Annotated in this window: 18 protein-coding genes; 13 read left to right on the forward strand and 5 right to left on the reverse strand. The window is 48.0% G+C overall.

The genetic code is table 11. The features are described 5' to 3' along the window. The 7 genes from ACXAFR_RS13350 to ACXAFR_RS13380 all read left to right on the forward strand — a co-directional run. Positions 1 to 1,717, forward strand: a 1,717-nt coding sequence (locus tag ACXAFR_RS13350) for an RES family NAD+ phosphorylase (RefSeq protein WP_475177670.1), incomplete at its 5' end; no start/stop codon positions are given. Positions 1,718 to 1,728: 11 nt separating this feature from the next. Continuing rightward, positions 1,729 to 2,001, forward strand: a complete 273-nt coding sequence (locus tag ACXAFR_RS13355; protein ID WP_475177671.1) for a hypothetical protein — start codon at positions 1,729 to 1,731, stop codon at positions 1,999 to 2,001. A gap of 67 nt (positions 2,002 to 2,068) precedes the next feature. Then, the gene (locus ACXAFR_RS13360; protein ID WP_475177674.1) at positions 2,069 to 2,800 is read left to right on the forward strand and encodes a hypothetical protein; all 732 of its coding nucleotides are present in this window, start codon (positions 2,069 to 2,071) and stop codon (positions 2,798 to 2,800) included. A gap of 340 nt (positions 2,801 to 3,140) precedes the next feature. Continuing rightward, a complete protein-coding gene (locus tag ACXAFR_RS13365; RefSeq protein ID WP_475177675.1) occupies positions 3,141 to 3,878 on the forward strand; it encodes a hypothetical protein in 738 nt (245 codons plus the stop codon). 1 nt (position 3,879) lies between these two features. Beyond that, positions 3,880 to 4,596 carry a hypothetical protein gene (locus ACXAFR_RS13370; RefSeq protein ID WP_475177677.1) on the forward strand — a complete coding sequence of 239 codons (717 nt, stop codon included), beginning with the start codon at positions 3,880 to 3,882 and terminating at the stop codon, positions 4,594 to 4,596. Positions 4,597 to 4,694: 98 nt separating this feature from the next. Continuing rightward, complete coding sequence (locus tag ACXAFR_RS13375) at positions 4,695 to 5,846, forward strand: hypothetical protein (protein ID WP_475177679.1); 1,152 nt, start codon at positions 4,695 to 4,697, stop codon at positions 5,844 to 5,846. Between the two features lies 1 nt (position 5,847). Then, positions 5,848 to 6,117, forward strand: coding sequence for a hypothetical protein (locus tag ACXAFR_RS13380; RefSeq protein ID WP_475177681.1), 270 nt, complete (start codon positions 5,848 to 5,850; stop codon positions 6,115 to 6,117). A gap of 296 nt (positions 6,118 to 6,413) precedes the next feature. Here the strand turns inward: ACXAFR_RS13380 and ACXAFR_RS13385 are convergent, their stop codons facing one another. Together ACXAFR_RS13385 and ACXAFR_RS13390 are read right to left on the reverse strand one after the other, a co-directional pair. Beyond that, the gene (locus ACXAFR_RS13385; RefSeq protein ID WP_475177682.1) at positions 6,414 to 7,010 is read right to left on the reverse strand and encodes a DUF4291 domain-containing protein; all 597 of its coding nucleotides are present in this window, start codon (positions 7,008 to 7,010) and stop codon (positions 6,414 to 6,416) included. Positions 7,011 to 7,285: 275 nt separating this feature from the next. Continuing rightward, a complete protein-coding gene (locus ACXAFR_RS13390; protein ID WP_475177684.1) occupies positions 7,286 to 7,840 on the reverse strand; it encodes an RNA 2'-phosphotransferase in 555 nt (184 codons plus the stop codon). Positions 7,841 to 8,339: 499 nt separating this feature from the next. On the opposite strand from ACXAFR_RS13390, the gene ACXAFR_RS13395 reads away from it, so the two are divergent. From ACXAFR_RS13395 to ACXAFR_RS13410, 4 genes are all read left to right on the forward strand, one after another. Next, on the forward strand, positions 8,340 to 8,828 hold the full coding sequence (locus ACXAFR_RS13395; RefSeq protein ID WP_475177686.1) for a hypothetical protein: 489 nt from the start codon (positions 8,340 to 8,342) through the stop codon (positions 8,826 to 8,828). Between the two features lie 205 nt (positions 8,829 to 9,033). After that, complete coding sequence (locus tag ACXAFR_RS13400; RefSeq protein ID WP_475177687.1) at positions 9,034 to 9,204, forward strand: hypothetical protein; 171 nt, start codon at positions 9,034 to 9,036, stop codon at positions 9,202 to 9,204. Between the two features lie 21 nt (positions 9,205 to 9,225). Next, positions 9,226 to 9,501, forward strand: a complete 276-nt coding sequence (locus ACXAFR_RS13405) for a hypothetical protein (protein WP_475177689.1) — start codon at positions 9,226 to 9,228, stop codon at positions 9,499 to 9,501. A gap of 12 nt (positions 9,502 to 9,513) precedes the next feature. Beyond that, positions 9,514 to 10,170, forward strand: a complete 657-nt coding sequence (locus ACXAFR_RS13410) for a hypothetical protein (protein WP_475177691.1) — start codon at positions 9,514 to 9,516, stop codon at positions 10,168 to 10,170. A gap of 140 nt (positions 10,171 to 10,310) precedes the next feature. Here ACXAFR_RS13410 and ACXAFR_RS13415 read toward each other — a convergent pair whose 3' ends face one another. Further along, positions 10,311 to 11,108 carry a helix-hairpin-helix domain-containing protein gene (locus ACXAFR_RS13415; protein WP_475177692.1) on the reverse strand — a complete coding sequence of 266 codons (798 nt, stop codon included), beginning with the start codon at positions 11,106 to 11,108 and terminating at the stop codon, positions 10,311 to 10,313. A gap of 356 nt (positions 11,109 to 11,464) precedes the next feature. On the opposite strand from ACXAFR_RS13415, the gene ACXAFR_RS13420 reads away from it, so the two are divergent. Together ACXAFR_RS13420 and ACXAFR_RS13425 are read left to right on the forward strand one after the other, a co-directional pair. Then, the gene (locus tag ACXAFR_RS13420; RefSeq protein ID WP_475177694.1) at positions 11,465 to 12,700 is read left to right on the forward strand and encodes an HD-GYP domain-containing protein; all 1,236 of its coding nucleotides are present in this window, start codon (positions 11,465 to 11,467) and stop codon (positions 12,698 to 12,700) included. A 19-nt stretch (positions 12,701 to 12,719) separates the two neighbouring features. Further along, positions 12,720 to 13,994 carry a putative bifunctional diguanylate cyclase/phosphodiesterase gene (locus ACXAFR_RS13425; protein WP_475177696.1) on the forward strand — a complete coding sequence of 425 codons (1,275 nt, stop codon included), beginning with the start codon at positions 12,720 to 12,722 and terminating at the stop codon, positions 13,992 to 13,994. 32 nt (positions 13,995 to 14,026) lie between these two features. Here the strand turns inward: ACXAFR_RS13425 and ACXAFR_RS13430 are convergent, their stop codons facing one another. Continuing rightward, entirely contained in the window at positions 14,027 to 17,155 is a 3,129-nt protein-coding gene (locus ACXAFR_RS13430; RefSeq protein ID WP_475177698.1) for an efflux RND transporter permease subunit, read from the reverse strand. After that, positions 17,152 to 18,240: an efflux RND transporter periplasmic adaptor subunit gene (locus ACXAFR_RS13435; RefSeq protein ID WP_475177700.1), complete on the reverse strand. Its 1,089-nt coding sequence runs from the start codon at positions 18,238 to 18,240 to the stop codon at positions 17,152 to 17,154. The genes ACXAFR_RS13430 and ACXAFR_RS13435 overlap by 4 nt, the downstream gene beginning before the upstream one ends. Positions 18,241 to 18,388 lie beyond the last annotated feature (148 nt).

Genomic DNA, 18,388 nt, shown 5'->3' on the forward strand with positions numbered 1-18,388 from the left:
TGTGGAGCTCAACCTCGACGATCTTAGCATTGATGATGCCGACCTAGCCGCAGCCGGGTTTGATATTCCGAGCCTGGATCCCGAAACACAATCAACTCTGGATCAGCTGTCAACACAGGCAACGCTGGATAACGCGCTGGCAGAAGCCGATGCCGTCATGACTGAACTGAATGACTTTTCTGGTGAAAGCGCAGGTATTGGTGGTGTTCAGGATACCTTTATCCTTGACGCCAATGTAACGGCCGATCAGATTGGCTCAGACCAAAATCAGGTCACCGACATATTGCAACAAGTAGCCGAAAACGGGAATACCTACCGCGACGGCACCCAAGCAGCGCAACCCTCACCGGAAACAGAGCTTTCCCCGGATGCTGAGCTCTACGGAATGCTGGAAGCCGTCCACGCCAACTTAGAGGGTGAGCAGTTTGATGCCGCCGTTGAAACCCTGGGTTTAGATCCTAAGAAGGCACGGCAGGCATTCGATATCCTCGAAGAAACCCCTCTGGGTTTAACCCCAGACTCACCCCGCAAAGCAGCCCGCAGCCCTACCCCAGGCTTAGCCAATCTCCTGGAGGCGGAAAACGCCTACCAAAACAATGACATCACCCGGCGTGACGTTATTCAAAACGTATTGATTACGCCACTACGTCAAACTCAGGAAAGACAGGAATTCTTAACTCGCGCCGGTGGTGTTGTACAGGGAACCTTTGGTGTGGTTGAAACCGGCGTAGGCATCGTAGGTGGATTCTTTAGCAGCCCCACGGTTATTGGGGCCGTTGGCTTCGGCGCCCTCACTGCGAATGGCGCTGACAACGCTCAGGCCGGTTTCCGCACGGCCTTCAGTGGAGAAAGTCAAAACACCTTCCTCAATGAAGGGCTGCAAGCCGCAGGACTCAGCCCCGGCCAGGCCGCCATCGGTGAAGTTGTCTTAAGCCTGGGCAGTGCGGGTGGCAGTCTTGTTGCTGCCGGGAAAACCTTCTCCAGCCGGTCTGTGAATGCATTAGACGCCAGCGCGGATATCAACAAACTGATCCTGGATGGTAAGCTGTCAAGCAGCGCCATAAACGTTAGTGAAAGCGGAGCTACAGGCCTATCTCCTCTCAAAAGTGCTGAGGTTACTGATGCCTCAAAACTGAGTTATGATGTAGAGGCGGTTGGGGTTGTTGATGGGAGTGTTGTTTCAAACAAATATACCCACAGCGCGCCATATTCAGGAGATGTATACGACCCGAATTTTGTAGGCCCTCATCTGCAGAAATCTGATTGGGTTTCACCTTCCTTCAAACCTCAAAGTTCTACCTATGAAGGTCGTATTTATAGGTACGAAGTTAATGATCCAAATCGTTTAGAAAGTACCTGGCAGGCGCATGAGTGGAATGTCGCGTCTAATCATCGTTATACCCAACCTGGGAATGGAGGTGTTTATGCGGGTACAACAGAAGCTACAGCTCGGGCCGAGATAAGTCATTATGGTGCGCTAGATGGCCGTGTTCTTGTGACTCAAGATATAAAGCAAAGTAATTTGCTGGACTTGAGAAAGAATCAAGTTAGAAATCAGATGAATGTTAATCGGGGCGACCTTATTGATATTAGCCATAACTATCAATTGACTCATGATATCGGTGATTGGGCTAAAAGGGAGGGTTATTCTGGCTTATTAGTGCCATCTGCTAGGGATAAGGGAGGAGCTAATATTATTCTTTTTGATGGTTTATAGGTTTGAGTGCGATGAATGATAACAGTTATTTAGGCGATAAAGCTTGGCAAAATTTTGCCAAGCTTTTTGAAAAGAAATGGTCTGAGTTTGAACGAAAAGATGAGCTTTTAGCTTTGGTTGGTGGAGATGAGATGCTTGCTATGGTTGTATCTCAGGTTTGTCTTGATCCGGAGCAATGGCTGTCTGCTAAAGTTCCTGCTTTGCAGGGAAAATCACCAATCTGGTGTGTAAAGAATGGAAGAGAAAAGCAACTTAAAGCAATACTAATGAATATGCCACGTTAGGTTGGAGAACGGCGGATGAGAGCCTATATGTGCTTTGGATAGATATTTCCGCCTGTAGAGAGTAGTTATGTCGAATTTAGAAAATTTAATCAAACAAGCATTAGCTTCCGATAATGTTGCTGATGTTGTTAATGGTTTGGAAACTTCGCTTGCCAATGATGGTGTCGGAGAGCACGAGTTGGCATGGGCGCTTGGTATTGTATTTGAAAAAAATATTACTGAAGCGTTTAGATTTATACCTACTTTTTTAGAGAGATATCCGCAATCTCTTCATCCTGTCCGAGTTTTTTACTCGGACTTGTTGGCAAGGCAGGGGCGGTATGATTTGGCTACAGATGAGGCGAGATTTTATTTGCGGTGTCTGTCGGATTCTAAGCTTATTGATGATTTACAGGGTAAGCCTATTCTCCAAGATGGAGTTGCTAGGGCATGGTTGCTTTTATCGGCTGTTTACACGGAAGTTGGAGCTAGGTCTTACAGCAAAAGAGTTGTTGAAGCTGGGTTAAAATGCTCTTTGCCATCCTCATGGGTTGAAACCTTTAATAAAGAATTATCCCAGTTGGATGATGAGCTGCAATCCAGTGAGGTGAAAGCGCTAGACGAAAAATGGGAGCGCTTTTTTACAGCCTCAGACGAGTGGGAATATCTTGATAATTGTTGCCAAGAAAAGAAATTTCCTCTGCTACAAAAACGAATAGAGCTACTCAAAGGTAACTTCAAATTTAACCCGTCATTTAACTTGAATGATGAGATGTTAAAAGTCGTTACTCAAAGCAATGGCGCTTTTACGCTGGTTTAGTTAAAAGGCCCGGTGGAGTGCTGGGCTTTTGATTTTAGCCTCAACGGCATTGGTGGTGTAGAGCGCTTTCCTGATTTTAGCGTACTACATATAAATAAAGATGTTTTACGTGTGTCCGTGATCCATCTCTCTGGGTTTAACCCCAGACTCACCCCGCAAAGCAGCCCGCAGCCCTACCCCAGGCTTAGCCAATCTCCTGGACACGGAAAACGCCTACCAAAACAATGACATCACCCGGCGTGACGTTATTCAAAACGTATTGATTACGCCACTACGTCAAACTCAGGAAAGACAGGAGTTCTTTACTCGCGCCGGAGGTGTTGTACAGGGAACCTTTGGTGTGGTTGAAACCGGCGTAGGCATCGTAGGTGGATTCTTTAGCAGCCCCACGGTTATTGGGGCCGTGGGCTTCGGCGCCCTCGCTGCGAATGGTGCTGACAATGCTCAGGCCGGTTTCCGCACGGCCTTCAGTGGAGAAAGTCAAAACACCTTCCTCAATGAAGGGCTGCAAGCCGCAGGCCTCAGTCCCGGACAGGCTGCCATCGGTGAGGTTGTCTTAAGCCTGGGCAGTGCGGGTGGCAGTCTTGTTGCTGCTGGAAGAACCTTCACCAGCAAAGTTTTTGTAGGGCAAGAGGTAGATAATTTATTTGGTCAAGGTGGCGCGATAATCAATGGGAAGGTCATTCGTACAGTACCAACTGATGTTAGCCAAAGATTTCAAGACATGGGATATCTGGATCCTGTCAGCAATACGTTCAAGAAAGCCCCGGTGAATGAAACAATGGCAGTTGATCATATCTATCCTGTAAAAGAAATAATGAGATTGCCCAAGTTCAATAAGTTGACAACTGAGCAGCAAATACTAATTATTCATGATCGGATAGATGTTGGTAACCTCCAACCTTTACCAAAACATTTCAACTCATCTAAAGGTTCGAAGATTGGCTGGTCAACTTATAAGAAAAATAGTTTAGATTCAGAGTATGTGCGAAATTTAACGGACGTCCAAATTGATGTCGAACGATCAATTCAGCGCCGCATTAATGAATTCTACAAATTAAATATCGGTAAAATGTAAAATGAATTTATCATATCCTTTTATCTGTGCTCACCAGAAAGACATACCCGAAGAGGCATTATCTCATATAGACAAAAGCATATTAGCCGGTATAGGCGGCACTTTTACTGATATTTTTCCCTTATTTAGCAAAAGCTTCGAATCTACCGCTCGTGTTATCGATACTGTTTGGAATAAACCTAAACTAGCGATACAAAAGGGAGCTAGAGAATGGGTCTCATATATCGTTGTTCAATCTTCTGACAATAATTTATTCTTTTTGCTGCAGCCTGTGTTTGTTGAAAAAGAGGGACAAATTTTTGATGAGGATTATCATATGCTTCCTACTAGCTGGAAGGAAATTTATCGATGGTTTAACTCTTTCTGTATGACGGACAACAGCTATTGCCCTATGGATTGGTGGAATACTCCCTTTCGTTATTCAGCTCGGTTAGATCTTGAAGACTATGAACAAGGTAGTGGTGCATCAAGAAAGGATGTCGAGAAACTTGTTAGTTCCATCGGTTGTGAAAGAGAAGATCTTCGATTCTGGCTATTGACCGAGAGCTTAGATGCATTATTTATTAATGAAAAAGCTTGTGATGGTAGAGTGTTTCATATTAAAGGCCGAAATATGGATGTCATAACCGAGCTAGTAGACCCCAGAAAAAAAATGGACGAATACTTGGCTTACTATCTCTCCCGGAAAAAGCTTGAAGGCTTCAGTTTTTTAGATTGATGATAATTGATCAGTTGGTTTGATGTGTTTTGAACCATTCAAAATTTCTTTAAAAAAACCTCACAGTGTAGCCTTTTTTAATTATTCCTCTCCCAGGCTTGGCCAATCTCCTGGAGACGGAAAACGCCTACCAAAACAATGACATCACCCGGCGTGACGTTATTCAAAACGTATTGATTACGCCACTACGTCAAACTCAGGAAAGACAGGAATTCTTTACTCGCGCCGGTGGTGTTGTACAGGGAACCTTTGGTGTGGTTGAAACCGGCGTAGGCATCGTAGGTGGATTCTTTAGCAGCCCCACGGTTATTGGGGCCGTTGGCTTCGGCACCCTCGCTGCGAATGGTGCTGACAATGCTCAGGCCGGTTTCCGCACGGCCTTCAGTGGAGAAAGTCAAAACACCTTCCTCAATGAAGGGCTGCAAGCCGCAGGACTCAGTCCCGGACAGGCTGCCATCGGTGAAGTTGTCTTAAGCCTGGGCAGTGCGGGTGGCAGTCTTGTTGCTGCCGGGAGAACCTTCTCCAGCCGGTCTGTTAATGCATTAGACGCCAGCGCGGATATCAACAAGCTGATACAGGATGGCAAGCTGTCAAGCAGCGCGATAAACGTTAGTGAAAGCGGAGCTACAGGCCTATCTCCTCTCAAAAGTGCTGAGGTTACTGATGCCTCAAAACTGAGTTATGATGCAGAGGCGGTTGGGGTTGTTGTTCCAAACAAGGCTTTAGTATCTCCAGCAGAAGTTAATTGGAATACTTCCAGAGCCTTGGGGATGGAAATCAGCGACCCAAGAGAATATGAAGCTGGCCAGCAAATGTTTGAATCTTTGCAACAAGCGGGTATGTCCCCAGATAGGGCATTGCGTATGTCCAGGGATATGCTGGAATCTGGCGTAGACTTACCTTCCACAGTATCACTACGGCAAGGTGATCAACTATTTAAACTAGTTCCAACTGGGTCTCCACCGAATGGGTCAACTCCATACTTTGTGACCGGGGATGTACTGGAGCGCCTGCCTAATAATCCTCAAGCTATTGGAGAAATGCTTGGATTGCCACAAATTCCAAGCAGTTTTGAGTTATATTCAGTTACGGCAAAAAGTAATGTTGATGTTTTCCAAAGCCAGATTGCAAAATTCTCCGTTAACAGTGGAGAGCACTTGAGAAGCGGTGGAGAGGTTCAAACATTAGTAACAAGTCGTGATTTATTTACAGAAGCTCAGCCTCTAAATCGTTACATAACGGGTCAATGATATGCTAGAAGATAAACTCAACAGGCTAAAAACAGAAGCGCAATTGCTAGAACAGATTCTAAAGCAAGAGTCTGGTTCTAGCGAAAATGCTGTTGTAGCTTTGAGGGAGCTTGAAGGCACATTTAGCCAAGTTAAAAATATGACTCAATATGCCGTGTTGGGCCGAATAAGACTAGATCGCTTATTTGTAGAAGGAGACTTAGCAAATAATGTTCAGTTAGCTGATTGTTACAGTCGATTCGCGAATTTGGCGGAAGGTCTTGAGGTATAGTTGCAAACAGTGTTGAAGAAACTACGGCTGTTTTGAGGGTGCAAGGAGGAAATAATCCAAATCCAAAAAAGACAAGTAAATTCTTAATTGTCATTGATGAAAGCAATAACCCTAATATTAATAGAAGCGACAGACTGAATATTAGGGATGCTCTGAATTTCACGTAAATAACCTATAAATAAAGGTGCTTTACGTGTACGTAATCCATCTCTCTTATTATCGAACCCCCTCGAGGGTGTTCAAAGTTTATGTGAAAAAATTGCGCCTCCTGATGATGTTTCTAAATGGTAATAGGGCTATCTGCCTATATGTTTACTAATGTCATCAGGAATCGTGTACGGAATCTCCTTTGGTAGGCACTGTTTAGCGTCTACTAGTTTGTTCTCTTCTACACGTGAGTGAATCTCTGATGCCAGTTCGGTAACATCAGTAATATTCTGAATCCACTCATTCACATAGAGCTGAACAGCCTCATTGGTGAGCCCGATCTGAATGGCGCGATGCTCCAATGGCTGCAAATGCAAATCCCGTTCGGGATCCCACTGGATGCGAACGGGAGTTGCTTTTTTAATTTTTAGCCACTCTTCTTTGTCTTTATAATTATGCGCATCATGGCTAAGCAGGCTATGTTCCAGCGCCCACTCAAAACCTTCCCTTGTAATGTCGATGGCCAGAATGCGTTTTTGGCCGCTGTCTTTTTTACCCCAGCCAGAACGGTACATCATCCAAAGAAAAGATGGCTTAATCCACGTCATGCGTTCCATCTTGAAGGGCGGCGACTTGAACGTGCCGTGCTCTAAAGCAGAGTTTGCTATCGCATCGCTGTAAGCCTGATAGATACGAATAGTTTTATCGTCATAGACAGCGCGAATCTGTTGGGTAAGAATGGTCATGGTTCACCCGTTGCTGGCAGATAGCCGGTTGACTGTGTGTTTAACAATTTACCCCCCACTGTTGTACAGCTAGAGATATCAAACATTATACGCTGATTCTTTCAGTGCTTACTCGGCCCGGCTTATTCCTAGCCAAATAGCGACGGCTCTCTATTGATTAACCGCATTTAGAACTTCGTCGTATATTTGAAATTACCCAAAACAACAAATTTTAATACACCCGAACATTCGAGCTTGATGTGTTCGAAAACTCACCTGAAAGATATGAATGCGCATTAAAATATACGGATAAATTGAACTGGAACCGTAGCTGTTAGCCAAACGCCATTCTCCGACCGATAGAACACAAAGCCCTGTTTATGCATTGCCTGAGATTTAATTTCTAGAATAACCGGCTTGCCATATCGCTGACCAACGGCGGTAGCAGTTTCAATATCCGTAGATAAATGCACATGTTGACGCTGCTGCGGTTTTAATCCTTCTTTCAAAATGCTATCCAGAAAACGAGTAGCCGTACCGTGGTATAAAAACTCCGGTGGTGTTATTGGTTTTAGCTGCAAATCAACATCAATCGAGTGACCTTGATGAGCTCTAATTTGTTGGCCATCGTCAGAAATAATGAAGCGTTTTTTATCGTTATCATCTACAACTGCCTGTATTAAAGCCCGGTCCAAGCTGTTCGTTTCTCCGGTAACATTAGTTTTATCGATCAACTCATCTATGTTTGCCCAGCCGTGTTGATTAAGGGTAAGCCCTATAGATTCTGGCTTATGGCGTAAGACTAAAATCAAAAATTTACTGATTTTGTTGAGTTGCTTTGAAGACATCATTTTTACCTGCCATCCGAATACATAAAAATCTGCCTTTGGCTGTTTGAGTGCTGATTAAAGATAAAGAACAAAGTGTTTGCCTTAATGCTCTTTAAGGCTAAGTCTAGCGTGGCTTACCTATCCAATCACAGCATCCCTTCACCTTCAGTCAGAACGTTGACTCCAGGCATTAGAGTGAAGCAGGCATAACCTCACTGATTTTGTGCCTGGGTTTTCCCCAGTGGTTCGCTTTTAGAGGATTAACTAGGCTTGAAACCTCGTCAGTATCGCAGCTATTTTGCCTCTACAGAATTGATTTGTTTTCATTAATACCAATCTGCTTGGTGATAAGTTTCGATCTTACCTGGTCGGTATTTTTTCGTGATAGCACAGAAGAAGAACGTTTGATCCAGCGTAAGTCCCTGCTCTAAGAATGCTGTCATTCATTATGTCAGCGCCTGAACTCATAAGGTTCCTGCGCGATGTTTCTCATAATTACTGCAAGAATTAAGGAGTCCTTATGTCGTTCGTTCGCCGTATGGCTGCGTTCATTTTCGTTGCTTCAATTGCGCTTATTGCTGGATGCGCGACCACCCCAGCGCCAGAAACGATGCGGGCTGAGATAGCCGGCTATCAATTGCCACAGCTACCGGCCGATGGCCAAGCGATGGTCTACATTTTACGGCCAGGGCCTGAAGTGTATCTTGCGGGAATGTCGCCCAATTTCATCTATGTTGAAGAAGCTGACAAGAGAAGTAAAATTGGGTACACACGATCCGGTCAATATATAAGCATCGAGCTGCCACCCGGTGAGCATCGCATCCGCAGCGGCGCCGCCTTTGAAGGTAGAGCGGAGATAACATTAAATGCGGGCGATATTGTGTTCCTCAAGCAATTCGTGGGTTTGGTTGGTCTCTCTAGTTTAGAGCCGATTGATGAGGTGCAGGGTAAGCATTTGATGAAGTCAAAAGCCCTCAAGCTCGGCACTGTGCAAACGGAAGAGTCGTGACTCTTCGTCAACTCACGCCATAAACCAGAGGCACCTTGAGCCTCTGGCTTTACCGATTGAATGGCTACAACGTCTACACCCGGCATTCAGGTTATCGACGTAAGGTAGCTCCCACGCACATGGGTAGCACACCAAATCTAGCAAATACCGATATGGGTTTTCCCCAGTGGCCTGACTTGCAAGGTATGGGTACACTGGAGGTATCTTGAGATTTCCAATTGCTTATACCGGAATGACGTTGAACGGTGTATGTCGCGACAGAGGATTTCCCTTTCCGATCGGTGATCTCCCCCCAGTCGTTGAAATACGGTATGAGTTGGAAGGCAAGGCTGTAAAGCTGGCAGGCAGGAAGCTGTTTCACTCAGGAGTCGTTTAATCAGGCGAAGGCTTCTACTAGATGAATACTGTAAATCACTACGCAAGCGTCGGGCCTCATGGTGTTTCTGGCGCAGATGTTTCTGATACCAGCAACGTTAGTAATAGCGGGAGCTCCCTACCGGCGGGTGCGGGCTACTCAGCGTACCACGTAAATACACCCAACGACTGGTTTTCATCCTTAGGCCTCCTCAGCCAAACTAAGCTGACGCCTGATCAGGGTGCTTTCCCTGCAACTGCGGATATTCAACAGATTGCAGCGGCTATTTTGGCGCCGATCACCCACGCCGAACCTTAGCGTTTCCGTATCATGGCTCGCAGATTAAACTCCAGCCCGGACTGGCAAAGCGCTGCCAGCAACCTTGTTGGCGGGTGCCTCGCACTTCCCGGTGTAGAGGAGCGGGTGCAGTTGATTGAGCACTTGGCCGAACAGCTCGGTGACGACCTCTACCCCGCTTTTTTACAGATTTTATGTTTAATTTCTGCTGGCGGAGATCGTTCGGCCAAAAGCCTTTTGACCGAAGCGCTTGTTAAAGCTCTGCAAACGGGTCGCCTTCCCAGTGGTCGCCTGTCCGCCTGGGGAACCCAAGATTCACCAGGTACAGAACTCCCTCTGAGTCAGGTTCGCTCGCTAGGCCCGATTGAATTTTTGTGCGCCTGGTATTCTCAACCCTGCCAACAGCAACCCTTGACAGAGCAGGCCTTTCGTTCAGCCGCGTCCTACTTATTGGATCTGTTGGAAACAAACCATCAATCCAAGCAGTTGTATTGCGCCAAAATGGCGGGTGATTTACAGGATCCTCTCGGAGGGGCCCTGTCCGGCCGCACGCAAACCGCTCTGCAAAAGTTGCTGTCAAGCTGGCAATCCGGTCAGCCTATCCCGCAGGTACTTAACGCCTATCTCGATAGTTTGAGCAATACGTCGCAAAGTCAGTTACAGAACCTGGGCAGCTTGTTTGTCCGCTAGCGAGTGACTCAGCACGCTCCTAACTGATTGGCGTACACCATTTAGCGCGGCAGAAAAAGACTCAGAACAATACCAGGACAAATAGCCGCATAAGCGGCTACCCGGATGACACTGGGGAAGAATGTCGTCAAAGAACAGTCTTAAAGTTCGATCTTTGACTCGAGCTTTTTCAACAGCTTTTTGCCCATTCCCGTAACCTTCAATAACTCTTCCAGTCGCTTGAACGGACGACTTTCAACGATGTTCTTCGCAAGTTTTTTAGAGATACCGGAAACGCCTTCCAGCTCAGCAAGAGACGCTTGGTTAACAGATACCTTGGTAGACGCTTTAGGCGCCCTTTCGGTTTTTTGAATTGCCGGTTTGACGTCAGCCTCGACCGTAACGGGCTTAACCACTTTTTTTGCCGTCGACTCGTTGACGGTTTTTTTCGCGGTGGTCTTAGGCTCCTGGTCATCAGACGTGGGCTCTGCACGACCGGCAACGTCACCAAAATCAACCGCAATGACGTTATCAGTCGTTTTCGTCACTGCGGGACGGTTTTCAGATGCCACATAGGTAACCGGGAAATTAACAAAATCCCGAGTCACATAGCCGCCCTGCTCCCATTCGCGAATCATGAGGCAAAGATGCCATTCACCGGCAGCTGGCGCATGAAAGACTAAATCATACTGACATTGACGCAGGCAGTGCTGTCCTTGCAGCTCGCCGATCGTGGTTGCTGCCAGCGCCTGGCCTTGAAAATTGCCATCGGTATAGCTTGTCGACAGTGCCCACAACTCTACAGCGATGGTGCCACTGAGGTTGCCGAAGGCACGGTTGTTGGCGATCTCTGCGATTGAAACTGTCACTCGATCACCCTGAATGTGGTAACCGGCGTCGCCATTGAACGTGATCGCAGGAGCGATATCTTCTGAGGTGTTACGTAAGGTCTGATTCACTTACTTTATCCTTTTATTGTATAGAGGGGGGTATGAATCCGGCGCAATTCTATAAGAAGAAGTACGAGGTGCGGTAGATGCCTATTCCTCCAAAATATAAATCCTGACATCTATATCATTATAATTAGCAATTAATTAGAAAATATTTGCCAATGCCGATAAGTTGACTCTATGGAGAGCTGCCAAATTTGAGTTTGACGTACGTCTCAATCTCAGAAAAGTCGTCCCAAAGGGCCTGATGACTAAAAAGTATCCGCGACGTTTTTAGACTATCTTTAAACAATCACCGTTTGCTGTTTTCGCTGCCTGTACAGGCAGTCACTGAAAGCCAAAGTGCAAGTAAGAGATCGTTATTAATGCCTGCCAAAACTGTCCGAGTTCTTTGCGATCATCTAAAGATCGGAATGTATGTGAGCGATCTGGACCGTCCCTGGCTGGAAACGCCGTTTTTGATGCAAGGCTTTCAAGTTCAGAGCGTCGAAGATCTTGCCGCTTTGCAAAAGTATTGCCATTACGTGCACGTCGACGCGGCTCAATCACGCTCCGACGTACAGGCACATTTAAAAACACTACAAAAGCGTTCCGTCAGTCGTCCGATCAGCGAAGAACTCAAAGGTCGGAAATTGACCACCTACTCTGAGGAAACCTCTGTGCAGGAGGAATACCCAAGAGCCCTGCAGGCGTTTACCGATCTGGAAGGCGTTCTACAAGATCTTGTCTTTGGAGGCGACAAACTTGCCTCCTTGGATATTGGCAAGATCCGTCAGGCGGTCTCCCCTCTGGTTAACAGTATCACTCGCAATCCAGACGCCTGTATTTGGCTGGCACGTATTAAAAGTGGTGATGAGTATAACTTTCGACATGCGCTGGGCTGCGCCATCTGGTGTGTTGCTTTAGGTCGGCAGCTGGGGCTGCCCAAAGCCGATCTCAACTTGCTCGCACTTGGTGGTGTCCTGTTTGACATAGGCAAAACACTACTGCCCAAAGACATCTTAACCCGCAAAGATCGTCTCTCAGAAGAAGAGCTCGAGGAAATTCGTACTCATCCAGCAATCGGACTGCAAGCGATTAAAGAAAAAAGCGACATTAATGACTTAGTCTGCATGATGATCATCCATCATCATGAACGCTTTGACGGCACCGGATATCCGGATAGACTTGCCGGTAGCGATATTCCTCTGTTCGCCCGCATCGCCGCCATCGCCGATTGCTATGATGCCATTACCAATTATCGCTATTACGCCAAGGCGATCTCCTCCGCCGAAGCCATTAAAAAACTGTATGAGTGGAAAGACATCGATTTCCAGGGCGAATTAATCGAGGAATTCATCCAGGCTATTGGCATCTACCCATCGGGTACATTGGTGGAACTCAGTACCGGTGAAGTCGGTGTGGTGGTGGCGGTCACACGAGCGCGCCGTTTGCGCCCGAAAATCATTTTGCTGCTTGATCGAGAGAAGGCGCCGGTTGCAAATACCGAGTTTATCGATCTCTGTTCCGTTTTTGAAAACGAACACGGTGAGCCGCTCAATATTACTCGAAGTCTGGAATCAGACGCCTATGGCATTAACTTGACCGCGCTCAAGTTCTAACGTCGGCAGGACAATCTTTGTGACACCGCCAAGCATAATCGAACGCCAACGATTCCTTACGTATCTGAGCGAGCACATGGGAGGTGACGATAGCCCTCGAAATACCGGCTTGGCACTGATCGACATCCGCAATCTCAAACACGTTAACCACCTCCTCGGTCATACTTTTGGCGACCGAGCGCTAACACTGACCTGGCAGGCCCTGGAGGCTCTGGTTAATGTTGAGCATTCCCTCTTTCGTATCAACGGCAATCAACTGGCGTTTATCCTCGCGGATCTCCCCAACCTTGGTTTTTTAATTTTAGCCGGCAACCGAATCGAAGCATCTCTTGGGACAACGCTCGAAACAGAGACCGAAAGTGTGCGCCTGCAAATTTCAATGGGTGTTGGGTATAACCAACAAGGTAGCCATACGGCGGAATCACTGTTTAATCAGGCCGAGCTGTCTCTGCTGCAGTCCAAAGAAGGGCACCCTTGGCAGGAACAAGATTTAGAATCCCTCACCATAGAGACGCAAAGCTGGCGACTAGAAGACCAGTTTTTGAACGCTTTGCAAGAAAACGCGTTGATGCTCTATCTACAACCCAAACTCCACCTACCCAGTGGCCAAGTTACCCAGGCTGAAGCTCTATTACGCTGGCAAGATGATAAAGGAAATTTTGTATCGCCGGAAAAGTTGGTCAGTACCGCAGAACGTCTCGGCCACAGTTTTCAGCTCACGAAGTGGGTTGTGCACACCGCTCTGCGAATGCTCAAACGACTGCGTAAAACCGGTCGGGAGATGAATATTTCAATCAACGTCTCAGCAAATCTGGTCGCCCATCGGGATTTGGTGTTTATGATTAAAGATGCCTTGGCGATCTGGGATGTTCCCGCCGAGAGTTTAACCGTCGAAATTACAGAATCTGCCGTTATGGAAGATAAGGAGAACGGCCAGAATAACCTAGAGAGTCTCAGCGCAATGGGCGTAGTCTTATCGATCGACGATTTTGGCACCGGGTATTCTTCATTGTCTTATTTTAAAGAAGTTCCAGCCTCGGAACTGAAAATCGACAAAACCTTTGTGCTCAATATGCACCGCTCTGAAGAAGATATGAACATTGTTGAGCTGGTCTTAAACATCGCCCGCCGCTTTAATTTTCAAGTCACCGCAGAGGGCATAGAAGCACCCGAGGTGCTCAACCTTCTTAGAGTTTTAGGCTGTGACTTTGCTCAAGGGCATTACATCGCCAGACCTATGCCTTTCGACGATTTTCCCGAGTGGCTTGAAAAATTCCACCCGGAAAACTTATAGCGAAATCCCCTGGCTAACGACTTACCGATCTCCTACCCCGGACTAACAGGACCACCCAGCTGCTGTGACTCCTCCTGTTTCAATTGCTGAGCGACAGCTTCCGGTGAACGGGTGCGACGTGAGATCAAACCATAGGCCACAGGCACAAGGTATAAGGTAAAGAAGGTCGCTGCAGTAACCCCCCAGAGTACGACCGTACCGATAACAATTCGAGTTTCCGCACCGGCACCGGCGGCGATGACTAAAGGTACTGATCCAGCAATCGTGGTTAACGCGGTCATAACAATGGGGCGAAAACGTGTCTGTGTTGCCTCCAGCAGGGCGGCGTCGAAATCCAGCCCGGCATCGCGCCGCTGGTTTGCAAATTCAACGATAAGAATCCCGTTTTTAGCCGCAAGGCCCACCAACATAATCAGACCCACTTGGGAGTAGATGTTTAACGACAGCCCACTGCCCCATAAACCAAAGAGCCCGCCACCAATCGCAAGAGGCACGGTTAACATAATCACGACCGGATGCACGAAACTCTCAAACTGCGCTGCGAGCACAAGATACACAACCGCGACACCAAGCAAAAAGACAAAGATTAACGACGATGCCGACGTCACAAAATCTCGGCTCTGCCCTTTGTAATCAATCACTGCCGTATCCGGTAATTTATCCCGCGCCAATTGCTCAAGATATTCCAGCGCATTGCCCAGCGAATAACCGTCTGCCAAATCGGCTTCAATCGTAATCGAACGCAACTTGTTGAATCTCAGTAACGAACGTGCCGCGCCATACTCTCGCACCGTGACAAGATTCGACAGAGGAATCATTTGATCTGTGCGCTCAGAGCGTACATAGATATTCTGAATGGCGGCCAAGGTACGCTGATCACTGCGCTCCCCTTCAACGATCACGTCATATTCTTCACCACGATTCAAAAAAGTGGTGACTTGTCGTCCGCCCATCAGCGTTTCCAGAGACCGACCAATTTCATCTGTCGTTACCCCAAGACTCGCGGCACGATCGTAATCGACGACAAAATCCAGTTGAGGACGGGTTTCTTTATAGTCGGCATCAATATCCAGCAATCCGGGATTATTCTCATTGATGGCAGCCATTACTATATCGCGCCATTCCGCCAGCTCTTCGTAGGTTGAACCGCTCAAGACAAATTGGACAGGCTTTTCAGTACCGCCTCCGAGTCCTTGGCGCATGATTGGAAACGCTCGAACACCGGGAAGATCAGCGAGCTTTTCCCGTATTTCATCCATAATCACCCAAGCACTACGACGCTTTGACCAATCCTCCAAAACAGCAATGACGATTCCAGTATTGAAAGTAGAGGTCGCACCAAAATCCCTGGGCGCACGTATCAGCATCCGTGTTGCTTCGCCACTTTCAACGTAGGGCAGCAATCGTCGCTCAATTTCATCCATGTAACCGCGAATATAGTCAAAGCTGGCCCCTTCAGGAGCATCGACGACAAGAAAAAATGAACCCCGATCTTCCTTGGGCGTAAACTCCTGATTCACCTTGGGGTAAACCCAAACCGTCAGTGCGACCAGTCCGACAAACACGAGCACCACCAACAGAGGCTGCGCCATAACCCGACGCAGAGATGCCAAATAGCGCGCACTGAGCCAACGCAATGGCGTATCAACCAGACCTTTTTGAGGTTTTTCCGATGCCGAACGCTGCCGCAGAACTTTCGACGCCAACATCGGCGACAATGTCAAAGCGACCACTGATGAGAAACCGACCGCGGCCGACATCGTCAACGCAAACTCGGTAAATAAGCGCCCAACGTCACCTTCCAAAAAGGTGATAGGCACAAACACCGCGATCAATACCAACGTGGTCGCAATCACAGCAAATCCAACCTCTCTTGCTCCTCGGTAAGCCGCAACCAAGGGGGTTTCGCCGTAATCCTGGATTCGTCGCACGATGTTTTCCAGCATAACGATAGCGTCATCGACCACCAACCCAATGGAAAGCACTAATGCCAGCAGCGTCAAAAGGTTGATGGAAAACCCCATCGCGTAAATGGCAATAAATGTTGCCGTGACTGACACAGGCACCGCCAACGCAGGTATGAGCGTCGCTCTGATATTGCCAAGGAACAGGTAAATCACAAAAATGACGCACACCATTGCGATGAGCAAAGTAGAATAAACTTCTTCAATGGACGACGAAATAAATACCGACGCATCGTAACTGTCTGCGATCACCATCCCTTTTGGCAAATTGGTGTTGAGACGCTCAGTGACGCTACGCACCCCCTCCGCCACATCCAACGTATTGGCATTGGACTGTCGCACGACGCCCAAGCCAATCATGGAGATGCCATTACCTTTGAAGGTAATGCGATCTTCTTCGACACCCAGTTCTACGCGAGCGACATCACCTAATCTAACCAGATAGCCGTCATCACCCTGGCCGATGACCAAATTTTTAAAGGCTTCGGGCTCTTTAAAGTTACGATCTACCCTGGCTTGAAAAATTCGTTGATTGGACTCCAGACTGCCCGCTGGCAATTCGATGTTGTCCGCGCGCAGCGCACTTTCGACGTCACCGACAGAGAGATTCCGTGCTGCAAGCTCACGGCGATCCAGCCACACCCGCATGGCGTAACGTTGGCCGCCGCCCAGACGAACCCGTGCTACGCCATCAATCACGGAATATTGATCAACCAGATACCGCTCCGCATAATCGGTCAATTCCGGCAGCGTCATGGTTTCACTGGTCAGATTACGCCAAATGATCACATCGTCATTGCTGTCGACTTTTTGCACCTCTGGAGGATTCGCTTCCTCTGGCAGATTATCGAGAATGCCGGACACCCGATCGCGAACATCGTTCGCAGCCGCATCGATATCCCGACTGACGACAAACTGAATCATCACTTCGGCGGCACCATCGCGGGATTCTGACTCAATAAAGTCTATGCCCTCGATGCCCGAAATACGCTCTTCGATCAGTTCCGTAATTCGCGTTTCGATAATATTGGCGGGCGCACCGGGATACTCTACTTCCACCGTAACGATTGGGGGGTCGATGTCCGGATATTCGCGCAGCGACAGTCGATCGTAAGAAACGGCACCAAAGGCCAGCAACAGTAGAGAAATAACCGCGGCAAATACCGGACGCTTTACGGAAATGTCGGAAACAATCACAGAGTGTCTGCTCCACGTCGTTCGTCACTGTCGGCAGGCAGAAGATCCGCCAGTGATTCCCCGCCCCGCTGAGTGCTGATAATTTTTACCGGTGCGCCAGCGCTGATACGGGTAATACCATGAGTGACAATCTGCTGCCCCGCAGACAAACCGGACAGTATTTCAACCTCACCGGCATTGCGCTGACCAATAATCACTTCTTGACGATCGACGACAGCAGGCTCTCGTTGGTTATCTATCGCGAAGACATAATTTTTATTGGCCACACTGATCAAACTTTCTTCGGGAATCACCAGTGCTTGACGCGTGCGCGAAGCCATCTGTACTTGCATTAGCATACCCGGCTTTAACAATCCCTCCGGGTTATCCACAACCGCTCTGACGGTCACTGAGCGACTGATTGGGTCGACGCGACTCGAAACCGTTCGAACCTCTCCCAGAAACCGCTCGCCGGGAAAGGCAGCAGACTGTGCTTCCACTTGAGTACCCGGCTGCAGCCGCGACAAATGGATTGCCGGCAGAGTGAAATCCAGTTTCATGACGTCGATATCGTCGATGGTGGTTATCACCGTCACTGGCTCAACCAGAGCCCCGACACTGATATTGCGAAAACCCAGCACCCCATCAAAGGGCGCCCGGATTCGACGCTGATCTATACGTGATTGTATCGCCTGCATTCGCGCCAGAGCGGTATTAACCGAACGCTGACGCTCATCAAGAACAGATTGTGTGGCCGCGCCACTGGCAACAAGAGGATCGATTCGATTGGCTTGCAGCCGCGCTTCATCAAGTACGCTCTGCTCTTCCAGCAGTGCTGCTTGCTCTTCCTGGTAGTCCATTTCCACCAGCAAGTCGCCTTTTTTAACGTTTTGGCCGTCCTCAAAATTAACAGTGATGACACGCTCGGTAACCGTTGCCCGAATTTCAACACTCTCGCGCGCACTTAAGGTGCCCAACGCTTCCAGCTGGTCACTAAACGATTTTTCTCGAACGTCAAACGCAATAACTTCGGTGGGGGCCGTTTGCCCAAAAGCAAACAGAGGAATCAGCAAGCCCAAGGCGAGCTGTAGCGATCTCATCATCATAGGACCTGCATCAGTTGTCTATAGCGATCGCCCGACAGCAAAATCTGAACTCGCAGAGGCAAGACGTAAACATCTTGGACGTCAGTATTATTAGATGTGGGCAGGGTGTAGACGAGAAGATAGCAGGATGGGATGAGCAGGGCCACCT

The sequence above is a fragment of the Pseudomaricurvus sp. ABR4_320 genome (assembly GCF_056159445.1).

What these genes read in the sequence shown, in the direction of transcription:
- ACXAFR_RS13355 (WP_475177671.1), top strand. Translation starts at nt 1,729, where the DNA reads ATGAATGATAACAGTTATTTAGGCGATAAAGCTTGGCAAAATTTTGCC.
- ACXAFR_RS13360 (WP_475177674.1), top strand. Translation starts at nt 2,069, where the DNA reads ATGTCGAATTTAGAAAATTTAATCAAACAAGCATTAGCTTCCGATAAT.
- ACXAFR_RS13370 (WP_475177677.1), top strand. Translation starts at nt 3,880, where the DNA reads ATGAATTTATCATATCCTTTTATCTGTGCTCACCAGAAAGACATACCC.
- ACXAFR_RS13380 (WP_475177681.1), top strand. Translation starts at nt 5,848, where the DNA reads ATGCTAGAAGATAAACTCAACAGGCTAAAAACAGAAGCGCAATTGCTA.
- ACXAFR_RS13385 (WP_475177682.1), bottom strand. Translation starts at nt 7,010, where the DNA reads ATGACCATTCTTACCCAACAGATTCGCGCTGTCTATGACGATAAAACT.
- ACXAFR_RS13390 (WP_475177684.1), bottom strand. Translation starts at nt 7,840, where the DNA reads ATGATGTCTTCAAAGCAACTCAACAAAATCAGTAAATTTTTGATTTTA.
- ACXAFR_RS13395 (WP_475177686.1), top strand. Translation starts at nt 8,340, where the DNA reads ATGTCGTTCGTTCGCCGTATGGCTGCGTTCATTTTCGTTGCTTCAATT.
- ACXAFR_RS13405 (WP_475177689.1), top strand. Translation starts at nt 9,226, where the DNA reads ATGAATACTGTAAATCACTACGCAAGCGTCGGGCCTCATGGTGTTTCT.
- ACXAFR_RS13410 (WP_475177691.1), top strand. Translation starts at nt 9,514, where the DNA reads ATGGCTCGCAGATTAAACTCCAGCCCGGACTGGCAAAGCGCTGCCAGC.
- ACXAFR_RS13420 (WP_475177694.1), top strand. Translation starts at nt 11,465, where the DNA reads ATGCCTGCCAAAACTGTCCGAGTTCTTTGCGATCATCTAAAGATCGGA.
- ACXAFR_RS13435 (WP_475177700.1), bottom strand. Translation starts at nt 18,240, where the DNA reads ATGATGATGAGATCGCTACAGCTCGCCTTGGGCTTGCTGATTCCTCTG.